At 67.9% G+C, this 24,503-nt stretch carries 21 protein-coding genes; 12 read left to right on the top strand and 9 right to left on the bottom strand.

Going from position 1 to position 24,503, the window contains the following annotated elements; translation table 11 throughout:
- Positions 1-89 precede the first annotated feature (89 nt).
- From R8G01_11430 to R8G01_11410, 5 genes are all read left to right on the top strand, one after another.
- Entirely contained in the window at positions 90-851 is a 762-nt protein-coding gene (locus R8G01_11430; GenBank protein ID MDW3214604.1) for a cupin domain-containing protein, read from the top strand.
- A gap of 53 nt (positions 852-904) precedes the next feature.
- Positions 905-2,380 carry an amidohydrolase family protein gene (locus tag R8G01_11425; GenBank protein MDW3214603.1) on the top strand — a complete coding sequence of 492 codons (1,476 nt, stop codon included), beginning with the start codon at positions 905-907 and terminating at the stop codon, positions 2,378-2,380.
- Between the two features lie 103 nt (positions 2,381-2,483).
- Positions 2,484-3,404: a CocE/NonD family hydrolase gene (locus R8G01_11420; protein ID MDW3214602.1), complete on the top strand. Its 921-nt coding sequence runs from the start codon at positions 2,484-2,486 to the stop codon at positions 3,402-3,404.
- Positions 3,405-3,442: 38 nt separating this feature from the next.
- The gene (locus R8G01_11415) at positions 3,443-5,044 is read left to right on the top strand and encodes an AMP-binding protein (GenBank protein MDW3214601.1); all 1,602 of its coding nucleotides are present in this window, start codon (positions 3,443-3,445) and stop codon (positions 5,042-5,044) included.
- On the top strand, positions 5,041-5,979 hold the full coding sequence (locus R8G01_11410; protein MDW3214600.1) for an aldolase/citrate lyase family protein: 939 nt from the start codon (positions 5,041-5,043) through the stop codon (positions 5,977-5,979). The genes R8G01_11415 and R8G01_11410 overlap by 4 nt, the downstream gene beginning before the upstream one ends.
- 134 nt (positions 5,980-6,113) lie before the next feature.
- Here the strand turns inward: R8G01_11410 and R8G01_11405 are convergent, their stop codons facing one another.
- The 3 genes from R8G01_11405 to glgC all read right to left on the bottom strand — a co-directional run bounded on the left by R8G01_11405 (position 6,114) and on the right by glgC (position 10,966).
- On the bottom strand, positions 6,114-6,860 hold the full coding sequence (locus R8G01_11405; protein MDW3214599.1) for an SDR family oxidoreductase: 747 nt from the start codon (positions 6,858-6,860) through the stop codon (positions 6,114-6,116).
- A complete protein-coding gene (locus R8G01_11400) occupies positions 6,848-9,217 on the bottom strand; it encodes a xanthine dehydrogenase family protein molybdopterin-binding subunit (protein MDW3214598.1) in 2,370 nt (789 codons plus the stop codon). Before R8G01_11400 ends, R8G01_11405 begins: the two co-directional genes overlap by 13 nt.
- Before the next feature lie 513 nt (positions 9,218-9,730).
- Positions 9,731-10,966 (bottom strand): glucose-1-phosphate adenylyltransferase, encoded by a 1,236-nt coding sequence (gene glgC / locus R8G01_11395; GenBank protein ID MDW3214597.1) that lies wholly within the window; start codon positions 10,964-10,966, stop codon positions 9,731-9,733.
- A gap of 45 nt (positions 10,967-11,011) precedes the next feature.
- Between glgC and glgB the strand changes: the two genes are divergently transcribed.
- The gene (glgB, locus tag R8G01_11390) at positions 11,012-12,862 is read left to right on the top strand and encodes a 1,4-alpha-glucan branching protein GlgB (protein MDW3214596.1); all 1,851 of its coding nucleotides are present in this window, start codon (positions 11,012-11,014) and stop codon (positions 12,860-12,862) included.
- Positions 12,863-12,890: 28 nt separating this feature from the next.
- On the opposite strand, the gene R8G01_11385 is transcribed toward glgB, so the two are convergent.
- From R8G01_11385 to R8G01_11375, 3 genes are all read right to left on the bottom strand, one after another.
- Entirely contained in the window at positions 12,891-13,526 is a 636-nt protein-coding gene (locus tag R8G01_11385) for a fasciclin domain-containing protein (GenBank protein ID MDW3214595.1), read from the bottom strand.
- 70 nt (positions 13,527-13,596) lie between these two features.
- Entirely contained in the window at positions 13,597-15,120 is a 1,524-nt protein-coding gene (gene hutH, locus R8G01_11380; protein ID MDW3214594.1) for a histidine ammonia-lyase, read from the bottom strand.
- On the bottom strand, positions 15,117-15,812 hold the full coding sequence (locus R8G01_11375; GenBank protein MDW3214593.1) for a helix-turn-helix domain-containing protein: 696 nt from the start codon (positions 15,810-15,812) through the stop codon (positions 15,117-15,119). The genes hutH and R8G01_11375 overlap by 4 nt, the downstream gene beginning before the upstream one ends.
- 156 nt (positions 15,813-15,968) lie before the next feature.
- Here R8G01_11375 and hutU point away from each other — a divergent pair, with 156 nt between their 5' ends.
- From hutU to R8G01_11345, 6 genes are all read left to right on the top strand, one after another.
- Positions 15,969-17,633 (top strand): urocanate hydratase, encoded by a 1,665-nt coding sequence (hutU, locus tag R8G01_11370; GenBank protein MDW3214592.1) that lies wholly within the window; start codon positions 15,969-15,971, stop codon positions 17,631-17,633.
- Complete coding sequence (def, locus tag R8G01_11365) at positions 17,633-18,205, top strand: peptide deformylase (GenBank protein MDW3214591.1); 573 nt, start codon at positions 17,633-17,635, stop codon at positions 18,203-18,205. The genes hutU and def overlap by 1 nt, the downstream gene beginning before the upstream one ends.
- Positions 18,202-19,548 (top strand): formimidoylglutamate deiminase, encoded by a 1,347-nt coding sequence (locus tag R8G01_11360; GenBank protein ID MDW3214590.1) that lies wholly within the window; start codon positions 18,202-18,204, stop codon positions 19,546-19,548. The genes def and R8G01_11360 overlap by 4 nt, the downstream gene beginning before the upstream one ends.
- A 4-nt stretch (positions 19,549-19,552) precedes the next feature.
- Positions 19,553-20,752, top strand: a complete 1,200-nt coding sequence (gene hutI, locus R8G01_11355) for an imidazolonepropionase (protein ID MDW3214589.1) — start codon at positions 19,553-19,555, stop codon at positions 20,750-20,752.
- A gap of 120 nt (positions 20,753-20,872) precedes the next feature.
- The gene (locus R8G01_11350; GenBank protein ID MDW3214588.1) at positions 20,873-21,643 is read left to right on the top strand and encodes a DsbA family protein; all 771 of its coding nucleotides are present in this window, start codon (positions 20,873-20,875) and stop codon (positions 21,641-21,643) included.
- Complete coding sequence (locus tag R8G01_11345) at positions 21,640-22,425, top strand: maleylpyruvate isomerase family mycothiol-dependent enzyme (GenBank protein MDW3214587.1); 786 nt, start codon at positions 21,640-21,642, stop codon at positions 22,423-22,425. The genes R8G01_11350 and R8G01_11345 overlap by 4 nt, the downstream gene beginning before the upstream one ends.
- 13 nt (positions 22,426-22,438) lie before the next feature.
- Here the strand turns inward: R8G01_11345 and R8G01_11340 are convergent, their stop codons facing one another.
- Genes R8G01_11340 through R8G01_11330 form a run of 3 tightly spaced genes read right to left on the bottom strand, consistent with a single transcriptional unit; the run spans position 22,439 to position 24,440 of the window.
- On the bottom strand, positions 22,439-23,554 hold the full coding sequence (locus tag R8G01_11340; GenBank protein ID MDW3214586.1) for an MFS transporter: 1,116 nt from the start codon (positions 23,552-23,554) through the stop codon (positions 22,439-22,441).
- Positions 23,555-23,560: 6 nt separating this feature from the next.
- Positions 23,561-23,779, bottom strand: coding sequence for a zinc ribbon domain-containing protein (locus R8G01_11335; GenBank protein MDW3214585.1), 219 nt, complete (start codon positions 23,777-23,779; stop codon positions 23,561-23,563).
- 52 nt (positions 23,780-23,831) lie between these two features.
- Positions 23,832-24,440 carry a TetR/AcrR family transcriptional regulator gene (locus R8G01_11330; protein MDW3214584.1) on the bottom strand — a complete coding sequence of 203 codons (609 nt, stop codon included), beginning with the start codon at positions 24,438-24,440 and terminating at the stop codon, positions 23,832-23,834.
- Positions 24,441-24,503 lie beyond the last annotated feature (63 nt).

Raw genomic sequence — 24,503 nt, 5'->3', positions numbered from 1 at the left:
CTGCCGTCCACCGGTGGTGCTCGTCCGCGAGCCTTGACAATCATTGCAAGGCTTACATAGTTTGAGTGTTCGCGAGGGGGAGGGTCGGGATGGCGAAGTTCGAAGCACAGCGCGTGGACGAGGCGACTCCCGCCGCGGAATATGCCGTCCCGGGGTCGTCGGCGTCGGCCGTGATCGAGAGTCGGCTGCTCACCTCCGAGACCTCGGGGCTCTGGTTGGCCGTCACCACCCTGGCCGACTCTGCCCGGGTGACCATCGTGGCGCGTCCGCCTGGAGCCGCGGTGTTCGTCGAGCGCGGTGGACTGCGTCTCCACGACGGTCGAGAATGCCCTCCCGACGGTGCGGTGATGATCGGCGGAGGTCAGACCTTGGACGCCACCGCCGTGGGTGCGACCCGGCTGGCTCATTTCGGAGGCGGCGAGCCACACTCCGGCGGCGACGTCGCTCCCGAGATCCTGGTGATCGGTGAGCGAGCCCGCTATGAGTCGGGAAGCCGAGAGGGTGTGCAGGCCCGCTGGTTCGGTGATTCATCCGACGAACGATGCCCACTGACACTGCTGCACGTTGCCCAGGCCGAGGCGGACAAGAACGGTCCTCCGCACAGTCACTCGGCCCACGAGGTCATCTATCTCCTGGAGGGTGGTGTGACGATGGGCGCGCATCGATACGGCGCTGGTACCGCCTTGTTCATCCCGCGCGATGTCAGGTATGCGCTGAGCGGTGGACCGGACGGATATGCATTCTTGAACTTCAGGGCCGAGGCGTCCGTTCAGACCTATGCGCGGGATCAGCCACCGGTCGAGGAGAGCGCCCTCGCCCGAGGCGGAACGCTCGTCGATGACATCCGATGACGCAGCAGTGACACAGCAACCGATCTTCATCCCGCACTACTGAGGAGACCAACATGAACCACGCTCGCTCGCGCGATGTCCGCGCCTCGCTCGACCATCCCGTCATCGATGTCGACGGTCATGTGCTCGAGTATCTTCCAGCGGCGCTGCCGTACATTCGCGAAAGCCTCGGTCCCGATCTGTTCGACCGATACGTGAGCGAGGGTTCGCCACTCGGAGCGATTGTGGGCGGCGCCTCGTGGGAGGACCGACTCCAGGGCAGGATTCCGCAGAGCGCCTGGTGGGGGACGCCGGCCGGGAACACACTCGACCTGGCGACGGCGGCGCTCCCCAAGTTGCTGCATGAGCGCCTCGACGAGTTCGGGATCGACTTCTCGGTCCTGTTCCCGACGAAGGCGATGGGGATGCCCGGGATCGCTGACGGCGACATGCGGGCCGGGGTGTGTCACGGGTACAACGAGTTCCTCGCCCACACGTACGGGCCCTACCGAGACCGAATCGCGGTCGCCGGCCTGATCCCGATGCACACGCCCGATGAAGCGGTCGCCGAGATCGAGCACTGCAAGCAACTGGGGTTCACGACCGTCGGTCTGCCAGAGGGCGTGTTGCGACAGATCCCCGATCCCGAACTCGGACGCCAGTCGCCGTGGCTCATGCCGAACCAAACCCACTGGTTCGACATGTTTGGGCTCGACTCGGCGTACGACTATGACCCCGTCTGGAGATCGCTGGTCGACAACGGGTTCGTCGCGAACGTTCATGGCGGCCTTGGGAACATGGTGCCCCACACGTTCACCTCCATCTCCAGCTACGTGTACAACCACATCGGCTTCTTCGGTGAGCGAATGGCTCGCATGTGCAAATCGCTGTTCCTGGGCGGCGTCACGCGCCGCCATCCCGACCTCAACGTCGCGTTCCTCGAGTGTGGTGTCGGTTGGGCCTCCACCCTCTTGGCCGACATCGTCGAACACTGGGAGAAGCGCAATCTCGATGCGCTCCGAGCCAACCTCGACCCGGCGACGGTCGATTGGCACGAGTTCGACGCTCTCGTGCGGGAGTACGGCGACGGCCTCTTCCCGTCCGAAGCGACGTCCGACGCGATCCGAACGATCCCGACGTTCGGGGTGCCGCCGGAGCAGCTCGACGAGTTTGTCCACGTGGGCATCGAATCGAAAGAGGACATCCGCGACCTGTTCGTGGAGCCGTTCTACTTCGGGTGCGAAGCCGACGACCGAACGGTTGCGTTCGCGTTCTCGCCCGCCAATGCGTTCGGGGCGCGTTTGAAGCCCGTGTTCAGCTCCGACATCGCCCACTGGGACGTGGAGGACATGTCGAGCGTTGTTGCCGAGGCGCACGGTCTCGTCGCGAAGGGCTTGATCGACGATCGCGACTTCCGGGAGTTCACCTTCACCAACGCCCACGAGATGTTCACCCAGGCCAACCCGGCGTTCTTCGAGGGCACGGCCGTCGCGGATGCGTCGCGCCGAGAGCGCGGCGTCGTCGACGCGACCATCCCGTCAAATCCGTAATCATACTATTCTTTGACAACACAGCGTCCAGGTGGCACAATCGGCGACGGGCCATCGCCAACCGGCGAAGGACGGCCGCGACGAAATACAGAGGGGATCGACCATGCGTCAAGACGTTGAGTTCAGCAGCGAAGGCACCACCCTGCGAGGTCACCTGTACCTTCCCGACGAAGGGGAGGGCCCGTTCCCGGTCGTCGTCATGGCGGGTGGATGGTGCTACGTCAAAGAACTCGTCCAGCCCGACTACGCCAAGGTGTTCGCCGCGGCCGGCGTGGCGGCACTCGTCTTCGACTACCGGTACATGGGCGACAGCGACGGGACGCCGCGCCAACATCTCGACCCGTGGAAGCAGATCGAGGACTACAAGAACGCCATCAGCTACGCCGAGACCCGCAGCGAACTCGACAGCTCCCGGATCGGGATCTGGGGCATCTCGTACAGTGGCGGGCACGTGCTCGTCGTCGGGGCGACCGACCCGCGCGTCAAGTGCATCGTCTCCAACATTCCCGTGATCGACGGTTTGTCGACCATGCGGCTGGTCCACGGATCGTTGCGGTTCAGGGAACTCCAGGAACTCATTGCCGAAGATCGTCGCAAGCGGTTCGAGACGGGCGAGGGCGGCGTTCTGCCGATGTCGTCGACCAACCCGAATGACGAACTCGTGACATGGCCATTCCCCGAGGTCACCGATGCGTTCGTGAAACTGAAAGAGACCGAGGCGCCGAACCACGAACACTTCAACACGGTCGAGTCGGTCGAGCTGCTGCTCAGCTACGACGCCGCAGGATTCGCCCCCCGGATCCTGAACGTCCCGACGCTGATGACCGTGGCCGAGAAGGACGACATCACGATGTGGGACGACGAGATCCGCGTCTACAACTCGTTGTCGACCGCGAAGAAGCGTCTGTTCATCTTCGACGAAACCAGCCATATGACGCTGTACAGCAACAAGTCCCGTCTGGAGGTCGCTGCGGAGCAGGGACGCGCGTGGCTCGTCGAGCACTTGGTCACGCCGTTCGCCTGACGTGGTCACGACGCTGAGAATCGAGTGACGCCCAGATGATGAGCGGCACCTTCCCTCCCGACGCGGCGCTGCTACGGCTCGAGCGGGACTGGCCAACCCTCGGTTCGTACGTCGCCACGGCAGCATCGCATGCACCGGATGCCCCGGCCCTCGTCGAGGGCACTCGTCGTATCACGAACGCCGGGCTGTACAGCGACGTCCGACGACTCGTCGGGGGGCTGCGTTCGATCGGCGTCACACGTGGTGACGTCGTGACGCTGGAACTCCCGAACTGGTGGGAGACGACCGTCGCGATCCACGCGACGCTGCGGACGGGCGCCGCAGTGAATCCCGTGGTGCCGATCTACCGCGACCGGGAGGTGGCGTTCATCGTGGGCCAGGCTCGACCGCGAGTCCTGCTGATTCCCCATCGGTTCCGCGGGTTCGACTATGTCGCGATGTGCGAGCGCGTCCTCCGTCGTGATGAGCACGCTCCGACCGTGATCGTCGTGCGACCGGAAGGCCCACTGCCGGCGGGCTACCTGAGTTTCGACGAACTGCTCGCATCAGGGGAGCCGGACGGCGCCGACCATGGCCGGGTTGACGACATCGCGCTGCTCCTCTACACCTCGGGGACCACGGCCGACCCGAAGGGCGTGCTGCACGATCACCGAACTCTTCATCACGAGAACGTGTCGATCGTCGACCTGTTCCGGCTCGATGGAGAATCGATCGTGTTCATGGGTTCGCCGGTGACCCACATCACCGGGTTCCTGTACGGCGTGCTCCTGCCTCCCATGCTCGGGACCACGGCGGCGTTGCTCGACATCTGGGATGCGTCCACGGCGCGAGACCTCATCGATCGCGAACGGTGCCGATTCACCGTGGGCGCGACCCCGTTTCTCGCAGGTCTGACCTCGAACTACGAATCCGATCCCGGCGACTGTCCACTGACGGCGTTCGCGTGCGGCGGCGCTGACGTTCCTCCCGATCTCGTCAGACGGGCGCGTGACGTGTTGGACGCAACGGTCGTCCGGGTGTATGGATCGTCGGAGTTCCCCACCGTGAGCTGTACCGGTCCGGAGGGCTCGGCCGAACTCGCCGCCGAGACCGACGGTCCGCCGATCGGTGAGATCACCTGCCGGATCACCGATGCTGACGACGGCGTGGGTGAACTCGAGGCACGTGGACCTGAACGGTTCCTGGGGTATCTCGACGCATCTCTCAACGCGGACGCGTTCACGACCGACGGATGGGTTCGAACCGGCGACCTCGCTGCCATCGGTCCCGACGGAGCGATCACGATCCATGGGCGGAAGAAGGACATCATCATCCGTGGTGGTGAGAACATCAGCGTGCGGGAGGTGGAGGAGGTGCTCCTCGACCATCCCGCGGTGAAGGACATCGCGATCGTTGCCATGCCGGACGAGCGGATGGGCGAACGTGCGTGCGCGTTCGTCGTGGCGGCCAACGATGCCGTGCCCACGTTGCCGTTGCTGGTCGCGTACCTGGAGCAGCGCGGCCTCGCACGCCAGAAGTTCCCCGAGCGAGTCGAGATCGTCGACGAGTTGCCTCGAACGGCGAGCGGCAAGGTCCAGAAATTCGTCCTGCGCGACATCGCTGCGCAGACCGATCAGACAACCCCAAGGAGAGACCGATGAACAAACCGTCCGTGCCACCGATCAGGAGCCTGCTGTTCGTCCCCGGGCATCTGGAGACGTCCGTCGAGGAGGCACATACTCTGGGATCCGACGCCGTGGTGATCGACATCGAAGAGCCGCGCACCCCGTTCAGCGAGAGCGAGCGGGCGTCGGTGCGCACGCACGTCGGCGACTACCTGGCCTCCCTCGCACCGGATGTCCCGACGCGGATGTTCGTTCGGGTCCAGTCGGTGGCGAGCGGGTTCATGCTGCGCGACCTCCTGGCAGTCCTGCGCGGACCGATCGCCGGGGTGTTGCTCCCGAAGATCCAGGGAGCGAACGACGTCATCGCAGCCGACGCCATCCTGACGTGCGCAGAAGCCGAGACCGGGAGAGAGCAGGGGTCCACGCTCATCTACCCGATCCTCGAGACCGCGCTGTCGGTTCGGAACGCGTTCGACATCGCATCCGCATCGCCGAGAGTCACCTACATGGGTGGTGCGATCTCTCGATTCGGCGACATCCACCAGTCGCTGGGTTATCGATGGACGCCCGAGGCCGACGAGACGTTCCACCTCCGGTCCAAGGCGCTGCTCGATTGCCGGGCCGCAGGGATCCGGTACCCCATCAGCGGCATGTGGGGAGGAAAGGTCGACGATCTGGACGGCATGCGCCGCTGGGCGGTGTCGCTCCGGAACCTCGGTTACTACGGCATGATGCTCGAGACCCCGAAGCACCTCGACCTCACGCACGAGATCTTCTCACCGACCGAGGACGAGCTCCGCTACTGGCAAGATCTCGACCGGCTCGCGACGGAGGCGGAGAACGGGGACGGCGCACCAATTCTCTACGGCGACCCGAACGACGGCGAGGGCCATATCGTGCACCTCGCCCACGTGGGCTCTGCTCGCCAGAACCTCGAGTGGGCGCGACAGCTCGGCATGGTCGAATCGTGACGGCCGTGGCGTGAACTCGTCGCAGCGCCACATCGAACCGTGGCGGCTTCGCCGGGAGTGAACCGAATGAAGCCGCCCAGGTTCGGAGAGCCGGTGCTACGAAGTTGGGACCGTCGGGGTTGGACCTCGTCCTGTCAGAAGCGTCCCACTGTGTAGCCGCCGTCGAGAACGAACTCGGCCCCGGTCGAGTAGCTGCTCTCGTCGCTCGCGAGGAAGAGCACCATGTTGGCGCACTCTTCGGGGCGACCGATCCTCGGTATCGGAAACTTCGCGCAGGCGGCATCCGCATCGTGGCTGTTCACGTTCGGGTCGCGCACCATGTCGGTGTCGATCACCCCGGGGTGTACCGAGTTGACCCGGATGCCGTATCGCGCCAGTTCGAGGGCCGCACTCTTGGTCATGCCACGCACCGCCCACTTGCTGGCCGAGTAGGCCATGACTCCGGGGACACCCATCAGCCCGGCCGTGGACGAGATGTTGATGATCGAGCCTCCGTTGTCTTTCATGGCATCGATGACGCTGCGCATACCGAGGAACGTTCCGGTCTGGTTGACAGCGATGATTCGTTCATAGGCCTCACGCGTCGTGTCCTCGATCGGCGTCATGTCGACGATGCCGGCGTTGTTCACGAGGACGTCCAGTCGTCCCCAGGTGTCGAGCGTCGCATCGACGGCGCGCTCCCAGTCGGATTCGTCCGTGACGTCGAGCGGAACGTACCGGCAACGGTCTCCGAGACGCGTCGCGACGGCGCTGCCCTCCTCTTGTCGAATGTCGCCGATCATCACGCTGGCACCTTCGTCGATCAACAGGGCCGCTTCGTGGGCACCTTGTCCTCTCGCCCCACCCGAGATCAGTACCACTTTGCCGTCTACTCTGCCCATGACTGCTCCTTGTTGGTCGTCTGCTTCGTCGCCGCGCTCGTTTGCTCGCCACATCGATCCGATTGAACGTCGTGGATCGCTGACCACACCCGAAATGGGGACAGCGGCATGTCGATGTGGCGGACACCGAGGTGGCTCACCGCATCGACCACGGCGTTCTGGACGGCCGCAGCCGCGCCGATCGCACCGCCTTGACCGATGCCCTTCGCGCCCAGGGGATTCATGAAGGTGGGCGTTTCGATCAGATCGACTTCCAAGGAGGGCACGTCTGCGGCGGAGGGCAGCAAGTAGTCGATGAACGTCGACGTCAGCGGGTTGCCGTCCCGATCGTAGTGCACCCCTTCGAAGAGGGCCTGGCTGATCCCTTGAACCGTCCCCCCGTGCTGTTGGCCCCGAACCAGGGTCGGCTCGATGGCCACACCGCAGTCGTCGACGGCGATGAAGCGTCGGAGTGCGACCGATCCGGTCTGCGTATCGACGTCGACGACCGCCACGTGAGAACCGGACGGGTACGTCGAGCCGACCTGCTCCCAGTCGATCGCGACCCGAAGGCCCTCACCGCCGACAGCTTGGCGCGTCGTCGGCGAGAGGCCGTCATGGGTTCGGGCCGCCTCGACGACGTCGACGAGATCGACAGTTCGTGAGGGAACACCTTGCACCGCGAACGTGCCGGTCGGATCGAACGCCACGTCCTCGGGGTCGGCTTCCAACAGGTCGCCGGCGATCAAGCGCGCGAGTCGGATCATCTCCATGCCGGCGGCATGGGACGCGCCACCCCCCACCTGCGCGGAGCGGGCGCTACCGGTGCCGTCACCTCGCGGGATCACGTCGGTGTCGGGTCGGGTGTAGGTCACGCAGTCGGTGGAGATGCCGAGCAGTCGCTCGACGACGCCCGAGAACGTCGTGTCGTGGCCTTGGCCGTGGTCGGAAGTCCCGACGGCCAGCTGTGCCTCCACGCGACCGTCGACGACCTCGAGCGCGAGCGACGCGTACTCCCGTGTGAGCTGGAACGGTGTCGCGTCGACCCAGTTCGCGACTCCGATGCCGAGCACGGTGCTCGACCCGGCACGGCGTTGCTCGGCTTGGCGCGATCGAAGGTCGGCGTAACCGGCGGTCTCGAGCGCATGCTCGAGCGCTTCGGCGTACGACCCGGTGTCGTATTCGGCTCCCGTGGCGGTCACGACGGGGAACTCGTCGGCGCTGAACATGTTGCGGCGGCGAAGTTCGATCGGGTCGACGCCCAGCTCGTCGGCGGCGATGTCGATGATTCGCTCGAGGAGTGTGATCGCTTCCGGTCTCCCGGCACCCCGGTACGCGCCCACAGGCGTCGTGTTGGTGGCGACACTCTTGGCCGAGAAGGCAATCTGTTCGAATCGGTACTGTCCGGCCAGGACACGTTGTGTCGCGTTGGGAATGAGCGCGCCGAGCGACGGGTATGCCCCGGCGTCGGCGAAGACGCGGACTCGCAGCCCGTGGAACGTCCCGTCGTCGTGCAGTCCGAGTTCGACGTCTTGGATCTGCCCTCGGCCATGCGGCATGTTCATCAGGTTCTCGGTGCGCGCTTCGATGTACTTGACCGACCGTCCGAGTCGATGAGCGACCCAGACAGCGACGAACAGCTCCGGATAGACCTCGAACTTTCCTCCGAAACCGCCGCCCACGTGTGGCGCGATCACTCGGATTGCTTCCGACGGCAGCTCGAGCGCTCGGGCGATCGCGTCTCGTGCCGCATGCGGACGCTGTGTCGACAGCCAGACCGACAGACGACCGTCGGCGCCCGGCTCCACGTACACCGAGTTCGGTTCCATCGGACTACAGGCGAGACGCTGGTTCACGAAACGCGCCGAGATGACGTGATCGACGTCGTCGAAGATCTCGTCGGGTTCTCCGAAGCTCATCTCCAGTGCGACGTTGGTCCCATGATCAGGGAACAACTGCGGTGCGTCCGGCTCGGCCGCAACCTCCTGATCGACGACGACGGGGAGTGACTCGTAGTCGACCTCGACGAGCTCTGCGGCATCGGCCGCAAGTGACCGTGATCGTGCGACGACCGCGGCGAGGGGCTCACCGACGAATCGGACACGCTCGATGGCGAGCGGCGGGCGGTCGAACGCAGCATCGAGTGAGTGGTATCCCCGTTGGGGAGCGATACCGACGTCCGTGCCGAGATACACGCCGATGATTCCCGGGGCTGAGCTCGCCGACTGGATGTCGATTCCTCGGATCAGGGCGTGGGCGTTGATCGAGCGTGCGAACGCCAGGTGGAGCGTGTCGTCGCCACCGAGATCGTCGACGAAGTCGGCCGTGCCCACCAGCAGCCGATGATCCTCTTTTCTGATGACCGGTTGCGTTCTCACTCGAGATCCCCACTCGTCGACTCGCTGACGAACCCGTGGTTCGCCCGCGCGGCATTGTCTGGACCGTCCGCCCTCGTGCCCCGGCACGTCCGGCGTAATGTTGCAATGATCATAGTCTTATAACGAACTGCTCGCTTCATCGTCACCGACCAGCGTGCGACGGGGTCGACTCGGGGCGGACGCGAACCCGGGGAGGGCACGGCGAGGTCGGCGCCGAGAGTCGGCGTCAGGCCGGGCGGCGCTCTCGGCCGAGTTCCAGTGGAGCCAGACGCTGCTGGTCGGGTTCGGTACGGACCGAAGTCATGGGTTCGACCCGTTCTTCGCCCGTGCTGTACCGGTCGGTGCGACGAGTTCCGACTGTGATCGTCGGGTCAACGCCCTTCGGCGCGACGTCGTCGTTCTGGCGCCCTGCCGAACCAGCGGCGACAGCGCGAACGCCGTCTGCCGGGCCCGACGACCGGATTCAGGCCGGGATCCGGATGGTCAGGCGATGATCGTGTTCGATCCGGATGGTCAGGCGATGATCGTGTTCTTGGCGACGGCGACGACGCCGCCGTCGGAGACGGTGAAGCGTTCGCGGTCGGCGTCGAGGTCGTGACCGATCTCGAACCCGGGCGGGATCACGACGTTCTTGTCGATGATGCAGCGCCGCAAACGAGCCCCCAAGCCGACCTGCACGCCCTGCATCAACACCGAGTCCTGCACTTCGGCGTCGGTCACGGTGACCCCGCCCGACAGCACCGAGCTGTTGACGATGCCCCCGGAGACGATCACACCGCTCGCGAGGATCGAGTTGGAGATGCTGCTCGGACCGCTGTCGCCCTCGGTGATCTTCGCCGGAGGTTCGGTGAGCGTCCGGGTGAAGATCGGCCAGTCGTGGTTGTAGAGGTCGAACGCCGGGAGTCGCGCGACGAGATCCATGTGCGCATCGAAGTAGGAGTCCAGGGTCCCGACGTCGCGCCAGTAGTGGTCCTCCTGCCCGGTCTCGCCCGGCACGACATTGGTCGTGTAGTCGTACACGTGCGCTTGGCCGGCGGCGACGAGTTTCGGGATGATGTCGCCGCCGACGTCGTGCTTGGAGTTCTCGTCGTTCGCGTCGGCGGTCATGATCTCGCGGAACACCTCGGCGTCGAAGATGTAGTTGCCCATCGACGCGAGGACCTGGTGTGGTGCGTCGGCGAGTCGCGGTGCGTCGGGGTTCTTCTCGTGGAACTTGACGATCTTGGTGGAGTCGTCCTCCTTTTCGATCACCCCGAACTGGAACGCCTCCTCGGCCGGCACACGGATGCCCGCAACGGTGACACCGGCACCCTGTTCGCGATGGAAGTCGAGCATCTGACGCGGGTCGAGGCGGTAGATGTGGTCGGCGCCGAACACGATCACGTGGTCGGGGCGCATGTCGTCGAGCAGGTTCATGTTCTGGAACAGGGCGTCGGCCGAACCGGTGAACCACCGGGGGCCTTTCCGCATCTGGGCCGGGACGGTGGTGACGTAGTTGCCGAGCAACGTCGACAGCTGCCAGGTCAGCGAGATGTGCACGTCGAGGCTGTGGCTCTTGTACTGCGTCAGCACGACGACCTTGCGGAACCCGCCGTTGACGAGGTTCGAGATCGCGAAGTCGATCAGGCGGTATTTGCCGCCGAAGGGGACCGCCGGTTTGGCGCGGTCGAGCGTGAGGGGCATGAGTCGTTTGCCCTCTCCACCGGCGAGGACGATGCTGAGCACTCGGTCGTTTGAAGCCGTGGACATGACATCATCGTAGGCTGTTGCGATGAGGTACCCGGGGGCCGGCCGATGACGAGGGCGTTCGATGCTGACGATGCGTGGCATCTGGCCGCCGGGAGCCACACCCGACTCTGGGAGGTGATGGGCGCCCACCCGACCGGGTCGGCGACGACCTTCCGGGTGTGGGCACCCAACGCGTCCGCCGTGTCGGTCGTGTCCGAGCGCAACGGGTGGCGTCCCGGCGAACACGCGCTCGAGCCCGACACGTCCGGCGTGTGGCGCGGCACGTTCGACGGCTACTCGGTCGGCGACCTCTACAAGTTCTCGGTGGTGTCGGCCGACGGTGTGCACCACGTCGCGAAGTCCGACCCGTTCGCCCGGGCTTCGCAGATCGCTCCCGAGACGGCCTCGATCATCGCGGCGGCGTCCCACGACTGGAGCGACGCCGATTGGATGACCGGCCGCGGCGAACGCAACCGTCACGACGCTGCGATCTCCACCTACGAGGTGCACCTGGGCTCGTGGCGCTACGAGCCGGGTGGGTACGAGGCGCTCGCCCGCCAACTCGCCGACTACTGCGTCGACATGGGCTTCACACACGTCGAGCTGCTCCCGATCATGGAGCACCCGTTCTACGGGTCATGGGGGTACCAGAGCACCGGGTACTTCGCGCCGACGGCGCGCTACGGCCGCCCCGACGACGTGATGCAACTCGTCGACATCCTGCACCAGGCGGGGGTCGGCGTGATCCTCGACTGGGTGCCGTCGCACTTCCCGACCGACGAAGCCGCGCTCGGCTACTTCGACGGGACCCATCTGTACGAGCACGCCGATCCGAAGCAGGGTTTCCACCCCGACTGGAAGTCGTTCGTGTTCAACTACGGGCGGCCCGAGGTCCGGTCGTTCCTGCTCTCGTCGGCCCACTTCTGGCTCGACGAATTCCACGTCGACGGGCTGCGCGTCGACGCGGTCGCTTCGATGCTCTACCTCGACTACTCCCGCGAAGACGGCGAGTGGATTCCGAACATCCACGGCGGCAACGAGAACCTCGAGGCGGTCGCGTTCCTGCAAGATCTCAACCGCACGGTGTACGGCGCGTTCCCCGACGTGCTGATGGTGGCCGAGGAGTCGACGGCGTGGCCCGGTGTCACCAACCCTGCCGACGCAGGCGGTCTCGGGTTCGCGTTCAAGTGGGACATGGGTTGGATGCACGACACGCTCGAATACCTGTCGCAGGACCCGATCCATCGACAGTGGCACCACGACCGGATCACGTTCCGGTCGGTGTACCAGGCCTCGGAGAACTACGTCCTGCCGCTCTCCCACGACGAGGTCGTGCACGGCAAGGGCAGCCTGCTCACCAAGATGCCCGGCGACCGCTGGCAGCAGTTCGCGAACCTCCGTCTGCTGCTCGGCTACCAGTGGACGGCGCCCGGCAAGAAGCTCCTGTTCATGGGTGGCGAGTTCGGCTCGCCCGACGAGTGGAACCACGAAGCCGAGCTGCCGTGGCCGGTGTTGGGCGACGCGGCACACGCCGGTGTCCAGGGCTGGGTGCGCCGGATCAACGAGCTGTATCGCGAGGTGCCGGCGCTGCATCGGGTCGATCGCGACCCGGCTGGGTTCCGGTGGGTCGTCAACGACGACCACGAGCAGAGCGTGCTCGCGTTCCTGCGTTCCGACGGCGACGACACGGTTCTCGTGGTGATGAACAACACGCCGGCGCCTCGTCACGGCTACCGCCTGGGTGCGACCGGTGGTACGTGGGAACTGCTCGCCAACAGCGACGATCCCGGGTACGGCGGCTCCGGCATGGCCGCCCCGGAGCGGCTGGTCGCGGATGGCGAGGCGACCCACGGTTTCGACGCCTCGGTGATCGTCGACCTGCCACCCCTGGCGTTGCTGATCTTCCGCCAGGGGTGACATCCGGTCGTCGGTCGAGAGGCTTCGATCAGGGGACGATGAGTGCGTCGACGACGTGGACGACGCCGTCGTCGACGTCGACGTCGGTCGTGACCACGGTGGCGTCGCCGACCATGACGGTGTCGCCGTCGATCGAGACGGTCAACACGTTGCCGGCCTCGGTGGTGAGCTCCATGCCGTCGGTGAGGTCGCCGGCCGCAACGCGCTCGCCGATCGTGTGATTGCGCAGCACGTCGGCGATCTCGGTGGGCTGAGCCAGCAGGTCGGTCAGTTCGTCGGACGTCAGAGCGGTGAACGCCTCGTCGTTCGGGGCGAAGAACGTGAACTCGGGGGTGTCGGTGATCTCGCCGAAATCGATCGCCGAAACGGCCGTCGCGATCGATCCGAGACCGTTGTCCCGAAGCGCGTCCGCGAGATCCGCTGCGCCGGACTCGGCGTCGTCGGCGATGTCGTCGGCGGCATCTGCGACGTCGTCGGCGGCATCCTCGACGTCATCGGCGCTGAGATCGGCGCTGAGGTCGTCGGCCGCTCCCTCGAGGGTGTCGTCGTCGCCGCCGCAGGCTGCTGCGAGCGACACGACGGCGCCGATGGCCAACGCACGGCGAAATCGGCGGGCCGGGCGGGGCGTCGTGGCGGGCGAGTGGGGGGAGTAGGTGGGTGACACGGGGGTTTCCTCTCTGTCGGGCGGATGTCACCCGCGTGTACCCGGTGACACCGGAGACCAATCGTCGGCGCTACCGCAGCATCACCCCGGCGTCGCCGAGCGCGGCGTCGATCGCCCCATCACCGAGCAGCTGTTCGACGGCGCCGAGTTCGGGCGACAGGTACCGATCCGGGCCGACTCCCGGCACGACGGTGCGCAGCGAGGCGAGCGCGACACCGGTGGCGGGAGCCGGCTCGAGCGGGGCCCGGAGTTCGATCGCCCGAGCCGCACACACGTACTCGACGGCGAGGATGCGGCGGACGTTGTCGACCACCTTGCGGAGTTTGCGCGCCGCGAGCCATGCCATCGACACGTGGTCCTCCTGCATGCCCGACGTGGGTAGGGAGTCGACCGAGGCGGGGGCGGCGAGCCGCTTGTTGTCCGACGCCATCGCCGCCGCCGTGTAGTGCCCGATCATCAGGCCACTGTCGACGCCGACCTCGTGGGCCAGGAACGGCGGCAGACCGTGGCTGCGTGTGCGGTCGAGCATCCGGTCGATCCGGCGTTCGGAGATCGCGCCGATCTCGGCGAGCGCGATCGCGAGGAAGTCGGCGACGAACCCGAGCGGTGCCCCGTGGAAGTTGCCGCACGACTCGACACGACCGTCGGCGAGCACCATCGGGTTGTCGATCGCCGAGGCCAACTCGACCTCGACCACGCGCCGGGCGTGGTCGAGCGTGTCGCGCGCGGCGCCGTGGACCGACGGTGTGCACCGGATCGAGTAGGCGTCCTGGACGCGGGGATCGTCGTTCGTGTGGCTCGCGACGATCGGGGAGTCGGCCAGCATCGTGCGCAGGTTGTGGGCACTGGTCGCCTGGCCGAGGTGCGGTCGCAGCGCCTGGAGGTCGGCGGCGAACGGCGCGTCGGTCGCCAAGAGCCCTTCGACCGTCATGGCGGCCACCATGTCGGCCTGGGTGAGCAGCCGTCGTGTGTCGTCGACGGCCAGACAGAGCATGCCGAGGATCGCGTCGGTGCCGTTGGTGACCGCGAGCCCTTCCTTCTCGGCGAGCCGGATCGGCGCGAGTCCGGCGTCGCGGAGTGCGTCGGCCGCCGGTCGGGTGCGGCCATCGTGGCGGACCTCACCTTCGCCGAGCAACGCCAGTGCCCCGTGCGCGAGCGGTGCCAGGTCGCCGCTCGCCCCGAGCGAGCCGTACTCGGGCACGATCGGCGTGATACCGGCGTTGACGAGATCGACCATCGCCTGAGCGACGAGTGGGCGAGCTCCGCTGTGGCCCATCGCGAGCGTTCGGGCCCGCAGGAACACCATCGCGCGCACGACCTCGGTCTCGACCGGCTCGCCCATGCCCGCCGCGTGTGATCGGATGAGTGCGAGTTGGAGGGCTCGGCGCCGGTCGGCGGGGATCGACACGGTCGCGAGCGCGCCGAACCCGGTGGAGATCCCGTACTTCGGTTCGCCCTCGGCGAGTCGTTCGACCACGGCTCGGGCCGCCGACATCCGGTCGATCGCGGCCGGGGTCAGCGCGACGCTGTCCCAGTATCGGGCGACCCGTACGACGTCGTCGATCGTGACGTCGGGTCCGTCGAGGTCGATCATGATGCGACCTCGTCGCTCGCACCGAGGTGTCGGCTCAGCGTGGCTGCCGAGCGGAGCAGGGCCCGTTCGTGCTCGCGCCGATTGGTCTCGTCGAATCGGTGCTGCGGCCCGATCACGGACAGCGCCACGCCGACGGTGCCGGGTACCGGGAGCGCGACGGAGACGGCCGTGATGTCCGGTTCGACCGCCCCGGTCCTGGTGGCGCAGGTGCCGGGCGCGGCGAGCGCGGCCCCGAGTGCGGTGCCGTCGAGCGGGACGTTCTGGCCGACCCACCCGACGTGGCGGATCGCGCGGTCGCTCTCGGCGGCGGCGACGTAGGTGGCGGTCCGTCCGTCGCTCACGGCGAGGTAGGCGGATTCGCCGGTCGACGCGGCGAGGGCGTCGAGGTGGGGCTGGGCGGCCGCGACGAGTCGGCGGATCGGATCGTCGTCGCCGAGGGCTGCGGTCAGCCGTGACATGGTCGGCCCGACCGAGTAGATGCCGGACCGGTCGCGCTCGACGTAGCCGCGCGCCTCGAGTGCACGGAGGTGTCGCAGCGCGGTCGTGGGCGTGAGTTCACACGCGTCGGCGGCGTTGGTGAGTGTGCACCCGGGCGTGCCGAGCACGACCTCGAGCAGGTCGAGCACCCGTCCGACCGATCTCGGCACGGCGTGGTCGGTCGGATCGCGTCGGTCGTCGGTGGTGAGCGTCATCGAGCAGCTCGCTTTCTCGTACGGATCGGCCGTGCGGTGTCGCGACTGTCACCACATGACAATGAATGTTGTGAGTTGACAACCTAGGACACGGCCGCCCAGACTGCAAGGACGCGCCGGTCGTCCGAGTGGCCGAGCGGGAAGGGACGTTTCGTCGTGGAACTTGGTACGCCGGTCACCAACATCGCCGCACCGCGCGGGACGCAACTGACGTGCCGCGGCTGGCAGCAGGAAGCCGCCTACCGGATGCTCCAGAACAACCTCGACCCGGCGGTCGCGGAGAATCCCGACCAGCTCGTCGTGTACGGCGGCACCGGTCGCGCCGCCCGGTCGTGGGACGCGTACCGGGCGATGCTGCGCACGCTGACCACGCTCGAGCGCGACGAGACGATGCTCGTCCAGTCGGGCAAGCCGGTCGGGGTACTGCGGACCCACGAGTGGGCCCCCAGGGTGCTGATCGCCAACTCGAACCTCGTGCCCGACTGGGCGAACTGGGACGAGTTCCGGCGGCTCGAACATCAGGGCCTGACGATGTACGGCCAGATGACCGCCGGCTCGTGGATCTACATCGGCACACAGGGCATCCTCCAGGGCACGTACGAGTGCTTCGCCGAGATCGCCCGCAAGCGGTTCGGCGGCACGCTCGCCGGCACGCTCACCGTCACGGCCGGTGCCGGCGGCATGGGCGGCGCGCAGCCGCTCGCCGTCACGATGAACGACGGCGTCGTGCTGATCGTCGACGTCGATCAGCACATGCTCCAGCGGCGCGTCGACCATCGGTATCTCGACGAGATCTCCGACGACTACGACTCGGCCGTGCATCGCGTCGTCGAGGCGAAGGCGGCGAAGCGACCGCTGTCGGTCGGCCTGCTCGGCAACGCCGCCGACGTGTTGCCACGGTTGCTCGCCGACGGCGTGGCGGCCGACATCGTCACCGACCAGACCAGCGCCCACGACCCGCTCAGCTACCTCCCCAACGACCTGGCACCCGAGGCGGCCGCCGAACTGAAGCTCAGCGACCCGGGCGAGTTCACCCGTCGCGCCCGCGCCGCGATGGCGACGCACTGCGAGGCGATGGTCGGGTTCATGGACGCCGGCGCCGAGGTGTTCGACTACGGCAACAGCCTGCGCGCCGAGGCGCAGCTCGGTGGCTTCGAGCGGGCGATGGACTACCCGGGTTTCCTGCCGGCATACATCCGGCCACTGTTCTGCGAGGGCAAGGACCCGTTCCGCTGGGTCGCGCTGTCGGGCGATCCGGCCGACATCGCCGCCACCGACCGAGCGGTGCTCGACGAGTTCCCCGACGACGAGGGGCTCGCCCGCTGGATCCGGTTGGCGGGGGAACGGGTCGCGTTCCAGGGGCTCCCGGCGCGGATCTGCTGGCTCGGGTACGGCGAACGCCACCGACTCGGACTCCGGTTCAACGAGATGGTGCGGTCCGGCGAGCTGAAGGCGCCGGTCGTCATCGGGCGTGACCACCTCGACTCCGGCTCGGTGGCATCGCCGTACCGCGAGACCGAGGACATGCTCGACGGCTCCGACGCGATCGCGGACTGGCCACTGCTGAACGGGCTGGTCAACACCTGCTCCGGCGCGACCTGGGTGAGCATCCATCACGGGGGTGGCGTGGGGATCGGCCGGTCGATCCACGCCGGCCAGGTCAGCGTCGCCGACGGCACCGACCTCGCCGCCGAGAAGCTCGAGCGGGTCCTCACCAACGACCCGGCGACCGGGGTGATCCGACACGTCGACGCCGGCTACGAGCGGGCGGCCGACGTCGCCGCGGAGCGCGGCGTGCGCGTGCCGATGGACGAGGGCTGATGGCCGTCCGACCCATCCTGTCGATCGGGCATCCGACGCTCCGCGAGGTGGCCCGTCCGGTACCGGTCGACCAGATCTCGACCGAGCGGATCCAGTCGCTGATCGACGACCTGATCGACACGATGCACGATGCCGACGGCGCCGGGATCGCCGCCCCGCAGGTCGGCGAGGGGCTCCGGATCGCGGTGATGGAGGTCACCGACAACCCTCGGTATCCCTACAAGCCGCGGATCCCGCTGACCGTCGCGATCAACCCGGTGATCGAGCCGCTCGACGACGAACTGGTCGAGATCAACGAAGGGTGTCTGTCGGTCCCGCTGCGGGGCAACGTGCAACGCAACGTCAACGTCAGGATTCGGTATCTCGACCGTGACGGCGTCGAGCACGACCAGGTCGAGCGCGGGCTCACCGCCGGCACGTGGCAGCACGAGTGCGATCACCTCGACGGTGTGTTGTTCGTCGACCGGGTGAGCGATCCGACCACGCTGTCGACGTGGGCCGAGTTCGAGGCGTTCCATCGGGACGCCTTCGTCGAACGCATCACGGAGTTCGTCGAGCGCGTCGGGTCATGAACGCCGGGTACTGGTGCGAACACGCGCTGGTCGACGGAGCGGTTGAACCGTCGGTGCGCATCACGGTCGATGCCGGGCGCTTCCACTCGGTCCAGGTCGGTGCCGCTCCGTCGGCCGGTGACCACCGGTTGGCCGGGGTGACGGTCCCGGGCCTGGCCAACGCACACAGCCACGCGTTCCATCGCTCGCTCCGGTCACGGACCCAGCGCCACGGTGGAACGTTCTGGACGTGGCGGGAACTCATGTACGCCGCCGCCGAACGGCTCGACCCCGACCGCTACCTCCGGCTCGCGCGCGCGACGTTCGCCGAGATGGCGATGGCGGGGATCTCGTGCGTCGGTGAGTTCCACTACCTGCACCACCGGCCCGACGGCCGGCCGTACGACGATCCGAACGTGATGGCGGCCGCGCTGGTCGAGGCGGCATCGGCAGCCGGCCTCCGCATCACGCTGCTCGACACGCTGTACCTCCACGGTGGACTCGACGCCGACGGTCATCGCGCGCCGAGCGGGGCGCAGCGACGCTTCACCGACGGATCGGTGGCGGCCTGGATCGACCGGGTCGACGGCATCGACTCGACGATCGGCACCGGAGTCGCCCGGCTCGGAGCGGGAATCCACTCGGTCCGTGCCGTCGACCCGGCCGCGATGCGCGAGGTCGCGACGTGGGCGCGCGGGCGCGATCTGCCGGTGCACGCCCACGTGTCCGAGCAGGTCGAGGAGAACGAACGGTGCCTCGCCGCATACGGCGTCACACCGGTCTCGGTACTGCGCGAGGCGGGTCTGCTCGACGTCCGGTTCACCGCCGTCCACGCCACGCACCTGACCCCGGACGACATCCGGGCACTCGAGGGGTTGGTCGTGTGCATGTGCCCGACCACCGAACGCGACCTCGGCGACGGCGTCGGGCCGACGGCCCGGTTGGTGGACGCCGGTGTCGACCTCTCACTGGGTAGCGACTCGCACGCGATCATCGACCTGTTCGAGGAGGCGCGGGCGGTCGAACTCGACGAGCGGCTGCGTTCGGGCCGGCGCGGCGTGCACCCGGCGGCCTCGCTGCTCGCCGCCGCCACCGTCGCCGGCCATCGGTGCCTCGGCTGGGACGACGCCGGGTCGATCCAGGTCGGTCGCCGAGCCGACCTCGTCACCGTGTCGACGTCGACGCCTCGTCTGGCCGGCACCGGCGAGCGCGCGTTGCTCGAAGCGGTCGTTTTCTCCGCCGTGGCGGCCGACGTCACCGACGTGCTGATCGACGGGCGCCCGGTGGTCGCCGACGGCCGACACCTGGCGGTCGACGTCTCCGCCGAACTCGACGACATCATCCCCGAGCTGATGGGAGACTGACGGGATGGCTGCCGACTCGGCAACGGTCGACGCGGGCCGCGCGCTCGTCATCGACAACATCGGTTCGCTGATCACCAACCAACCGGAACTCGGCCGCGGACCGCTCGGCATCGTCGAACGGGCCGCCGTGGTGATCGTCGACGGGCGCGTCGTGTCCGTCGGCCCCGCCGGTGCCGTCGGCGACGAGCGCATCGACGCCGCGGGGGCCTGTGTGCTGCCCGGATTCGTCGACTCCCACACGCATCTCGTCTTCGCCGGTGATCGTTCGGCGGAGTTCACCGCACGCATGGCGGGCGAACCGTACGACGGTGGCGGGATCCGGGTCACGACCGAGGCCACACGAACGGCGTCGACGGCCGAGCTCGATCGGCTCGTCCGGCAACGTCTCGACGAGGCGCATCGGGCGGGTACGACCACGATCGAGATCAAGTCCGGCTACGGCCTGAACGTCGACGACGAGCGACGGTCGCTCGAGATCGCCCACGCGCACACGCCGGAGACGACGTTCCTCGGCGCCCACCTGCTCCCGCACGAGTACGCCGGGCGCGCCGACGAGTACGTCGACCTGGTGTGCAACGAGATGCTCGCGCACTCGGCCCCGCACGCGGCGTGGGTCGACGCGTTCTGCGAGACGGGGGCGTTCGACGCCGACCAGTGCCGCGCCGTGCTCGACGCCGGACGCGTGGCGGGCCTCGGACTGCGGCTGCACGGCAACCAACTCGGCCACGGACCGGGGGTGCAGCTCGCCGTCGAGTGCGGTTGTGCGTCGGTCGATCACTGCACGTACCTGAGCGACGCCGACATCGAGGCGCTCGCTGCGAGCGACACGGTCGCGACGTTCCTCCCGGCCGCCGACTTCTCGACCCGTCAGCCGTATCCCGATGCCCGGCGTGCGATCGATGCCGGCGTGCGGGTCGCGATCGCCTCGAACTGCAACCCCGGGTCGAGCTACACGACGTCGATCTCGTTCTGCATCGCGCTCGCCGTTCGCGAGATGCGGATGACGATCGACGAGGCGGTCCAGGCGGTCACGTCGGGCGGCGCACGCGCGCTCCGCCGCTACGACGTCGGGCACCTGGCTCCCGGCGCCGCGGGTCACGCGGTCGTGCTGGATGCTCCGACGCACCATCACCTGGCCTACCGGCCGGGCGTGCCGCTGATCCGCGCCACGATCGGCCCGCTCGGGGACGCGGCGCGGTCGTGAGTTCCGCCGACGTCGGGCCTACCCTGCGACGACGAGTCCGGCAGGTGCTCGGCTGACGCCCGGGTCGCCGTCGACGGGGGGCGGGTGCCACGATGAACGGATCCGACGTGGAGGAGTCACGTGAGCGCACCGCCAGCACCCACCGGTATCGATTTCCATTTCGATGTCCTGTGTCCGTACGCCTATCAGACGTCGAAGTGGATCCGGGACGTCGGTCGGCAACTCGACCTCGAGATCACCTGGAAGTTCTTCAGCCTCGAGGAGATCAACCGGGTCGATGGCAAGAAGCACCCGTGGGAACGCGAGTGGTCGTACGGCTGGTCGCTGATGCGGATCGGGGCCCTGCTCCGACGCACGAGCAACGACGACCTCGGACGCTGGTACGCGATCGCGGGCAAGGCCTTGCACGAGGACGGCAACCGGCCACACGAGCCGGCGGTGGCCCGCCATCTGCTCGAACGGCTCGATCTCGACCCGGCGCTCGTCGATGCGGCGATCGCCGACCCGACCACCCACGACGATGTTCGCAACGATCACGATCGAGTGGTGGCCGCCGGCGGGTACGGCGTGCCGACGCTGTTCTTCGGTGATCACTGCCTGTTCGGACCGGTGCTGATCGACCCGCCGACGGGCGACGCGGCGGTGCGCCTGTGGCACGCGGTCACGGCCTGGACCGAGTTCCCCGACCTCTACGAACTGCAGCAACCGAAGACGAAGGCGATCGAACGCCGCATCGCCGAGGCATTCCGGCCCTATCTCGAGGCTCGCGACTGGGTGAGCATCAACCGTGGGGTCGAGGTCGGCTTCACCGATGACGGCTTCGAGGTCGTCGGCGCCGCCGATCGGGATCGTTCGACCGCAACACCGCCATCCACAGGGAGCACCTCATGAACCACCGACCCGCGGTCGATCAGCTCAACCGCTGCTGGGCGTCGCTCGACGATCTGTTCGAAGACCTGACCACCGACCAGTGGACGACGCAGTCGCTGTGCCCCGACTGGTCGGTGCGCGGGGTGTTGGAGCACCTCGGCGCGATCGAGCACATGCTCCTGGGCGAGGCCCCGGGCTCGCTGACCGAGACGCTGCCGTTCGCGAAGGCGGGGGAGTGGATGCAGGAGGTCGCCGCCCTGAGTGACACCGAGGTGCTCGCGCGATACCGCGACGTGATCGCCGGGCGCCGAGCCGAGTTGGCGGCGATGTCCGACGACGAGTTCGACCTGCCCTGCATGACGCCGGTCGGACCCGGCACCTACGGGCGGTTCATGGACATCCGGGTGTTCGACTTCTGGGTGCACGAGCAGGACATCCGCGTGCCGCTCGGTCGGCCGGGTCACGAGACCGGCCCCGCCGCCGAGGCGGCGATCCGTGAGATCGAGATGTCGCTCGGCTACATCGTCGGTCGCAAGGTGGGTCTGCCCGACGGCGCCGGTATCACGATCGACCTGACCGGCCCGATCGACCGGATGTTCCACGTCGCCGTCGACGGACGGGCTGCGCAGGTGGCGATGTTGGAATCGCCCGATGTGACGTTGCGCACCGACTCGACGACGTTCGCGCTGCTCGCGTGCGGTCGGATCGATCCGCAGCTGCCGATCGACGACGGTCGCATCGCGTGGGAGGGCGACGCCGAACTCGGCGAACGCGCCGCCCGCAATCTCGCCTTCACGATGTGATCGGCGCGGATCGTCAGCCGCCGAGACGGCGGTTCGACAGCCCGAACGACCCGAACGTCAGCAGGCCGAGGACCAGCATCGCCCAGGGCAGGGTCGACGCCCCGCTGGTGTCGAACCATCGACCGATCAGCCACGGGAAGACCAGTCCGCCGACGCCGGCGCCGCCGACGAACCACGCCGTCGCAGCGCCGGTGACGGTGATCCGCCGCTCGAGGTAGGTCAGCATCACCGGGAACTGGGGTGCCGTCGCCACACCCATCAGCGCCGCGCCGACCCAGACCGGAGCGGTCCGGCCGTCGCCGACGATCAGCACGAGCGCCGCCCCGATCGTGAGGCTGCACGACGCCATCAGCAGCACCTTGGGACGGAAACGGTGTCCCAACGCACTGGCCAGCAGCCGGCCGGCGGTGAATCCGATCCAGAACGTGGTGGTCAACCACGTCGCAGCGAGTTCGCTGAACTCGATCTCCTCGCCATACGTCTGCACCCAGCCGGCGAACCCGACCTCGAGCCCGACGTACAGCAGGAAGAACAGCGCCAGGATCGCGAGCATCGGCCGGTCGTGCACGACGTGCTCGTCGCGCGCCGCGGGCGCGGTCGGCGCCGGCACGGCGACGAGCCACGTGGCGAGTGCGAGACACGCGACGGCCGCGCCGCGCACTGACAGGTCGAGGCCGACGTGCACGAGGAGTGGGGCCGAGAGCGCACCGATCCCGAAGCACAGGTGCAGCATGTTCATCGCTCGACCGCTCGCGGGCCCGAGCTGCCACAGCAGCAGGGTGTTGGCCCCGATGTCGGTGGTCGCCGCGCCGGCGCCGAGCACGGCGACTGCGAGGAACAACCCGCTCCGGTGATCGAACTGGGGCAGGAGCGCCAGCCCGACCGCCATCAGCACCAGCGATGCGCCGGCCACGCGGTGTCCGTCGAACCGGTCGTAGAGGCGCCCGCCGAACAGCGACCCGACGATGTAGCCGAGACTCTGGCCGACGAACAGGATGCCGATGTCGGCGATGTCGCTCCCGGTCCGATCGCGGAGTTCGGTCAACGCCGGACCGAGGACGCTCAGCGAGAACCCGACGATCAGGAACGTCGACAGATAGGCGACGACCGGCGGCCGGAACTCGGGCACGGCGGCTCAGCCGCAGCCGCAGCTGCCACCGCAGCAACCGCCGCCGGTCGGCGCGCCGCCGGCCCGCGTCGCGTCGGCGGCTCCGGTCCGGGCGAAGACCGAGAGCAGCCGGACGGTGTCGGCGTGGCCGCTCGGGCACGATGCCGGGTCGCCCGACTCGTTCATCGGGCGACGCACTTCGAAGACGTCGTCACACGATCGGCATCGGAACTCGTAGCGCGGCACGGCGCGATCGTATCGGTTGGGTGGTGGTCGAGCGGGGCCGGGTCGACCGCGGTCAGGTGGCGGTGAACAGGTGGGTGAGCGCCTGCGTCCACGACCGGGCGATGTCGGCATCGGTGCGGCCCAGGTGCTCGCGGAGCTGCTCCCACGACTCGAACGATGTCAGCGTCGCCGCGAGACCGACCAGGTCGGACTGCTCCTCGGTGGATCGAGCCGCCAGTTCGGTGTCGAAGTGGTGGCGGATCTGGTCGGCGTAGGTGAGTCGCAGCCGTGCCAGGCTGGCCCGGACGGCCTCGTCGTCGTGGGCGCGGATGCGGACCAGGCGGCCCATCGGCCCGGCGACGAGATACAGCCGAAGCCGCACCTCGACGATGCGGTCGATGCGGTCGGCACGGGTGCCCTCACCGATCTGCGGGATCTCGAAGAGGTCGGCGTACCGCTCGAAGTACACCTCGGTCGCGGCGCGTCGGAGGTCGTCGAGGCCGTCGAAGTACCGGAAGACCGACGCGACCGACACGCCGGCACGTGACGCCAGCTGTTCGACGGAGGGTGGGAGGTGACCCTCGAGCACGAGTTCGATCATCGCGTCGGTGACGGCGGATCGACCGCGCTCGCGGCGAAGGGTGCGTCCGTCGATGTCGTCGGTGGGCACTGGTTCGGTCATGCGGGGCCTCCAACAGTTGAGAGTAGCACTCGCATAAGTTACGGTCGGTGGTGAGCGAAAGGA

The organism is Ilumatobacteraceae bacterium, assembly GCA_033344875.1.
Lineage (GTDB): Bacteria > Actinomycetota > Acidimicrobiia > Acidimicrobiales > Ilumatobacteraceae > Ilumatobacter.
Note: the sequence above shows the minus strand (reverse complement) of the source record. Positions and strands in the feature narration are given on the sequence as shown.

What these genes read in the sequence shown, in the direction of transcription:
- R8G01_11430 (MDW3214604.1), top strand. Translation starts at nt 90, where the DNA reads ATGGCGAAGTTCGAAGCACAGCGCGTGGACGAGGCGACTCCCGCCGCG.
- R8G01_11425 (MDW3214603.1), top strand. Translation starts at nt 905, where the DNA reads ATGAACCACGCTCGCTCGCGCGATGTCCGCGCCTCGCTCGACCATCCC.
- R8G01_11420 (MDW3214602.1), top strand. Translation starts at nt 2,484, where the DNA reads ATGCGTCAAGACGTTGAGTTCAGCAGCGAAGGCACCACCCTGCGAGGT.
- R8G01_11415 (MDW3214601.1), top strand. Translation starts at nt 3,443, where the DNA reads ATGAGCGGCACCTTCCCTCCCGACGCGGCGCTGCTACGGCTCGAGCGG.
- R8G01_11410 (MDW3214600.1), top strand. Translation starts at nt 5,041, where the DNA reads ATGAACAAACCGTCCGTGCCACCGATCAGGAGCCTGCTGTTCGTCCCC.
- R8G01_11405 (MDW3214599.1), bottom strand. Translation starts at nt 6,860, where the DNA reads ATGGGCAGAGTAGACGGCAAAGTGGTACTGATCTCGGGTGGGGCGAGA.
- glgC (MDW3214597.1), bottom strand. Translation starts at nt 10,966, where the DNA reads ATGTCCACGGCTTCAAACGACCGAGTGCTCAGCATCGTCCTCGCCGGT.
- glgB (MDW3214596.1), top strand. Translation starts at nt 11,012, where the DNA reads ATGACGAGGGCGTTCGATGCTGACGATGCGTGGCATCTGGCCGCCGGG.
- hutH (MDW3214594.1), bottom strand. Translation starts at nt 15,120, where the DNA reads ATGATCGACCTCGACGGACCCGACGTCACGATCGACGACGTCGTACGG.
- R8G01_11375 (MDW3214593.1), bottom strand. Translation starts at nt 15,812, where the DNA reads ATGACGCTCACCACCGACGACCGACGCGATCCGACCGACCACGCCGTG.
- def (MDW3214591.1), top strand. Translation starts at nt 17,633, where the DNA reads ATGGCCGTCCGACCCATCCTGTCGATCGGGCATCCGACGCTCCGCGAG.
- R8G01_11360 (MDW3214590.1), top strand. Translation starts at nt 18,202, where the DNA reads ATGAACGCCGGGTACTGGTGCGAACACGCGCTGGTCGACGGAGCGGTT.
- hutI (MDW3214589.1), top strand. Translation starts at nt 19,553, where the DNA reads ATGGCTGCCGACTCGGCAACGGTCGACGCGGGCCGCGCGCTCGTCATC.
- R8G01_11345 (MDW3214587.1), top strand. Translation starts at nt 21,640, where the DNA reads ATGAACCACCGACCCGCGGTCGATCAGCTCAACCGCTGCTGGGCGTCG.
- R8G01_11330 (MDW3214584.1), bottom strand. Translation starts at nt 24,440, where the DNA reads ATGACCGAACCAGTGCCCACCGACGACATCGACGGACGCACCCTTCGC.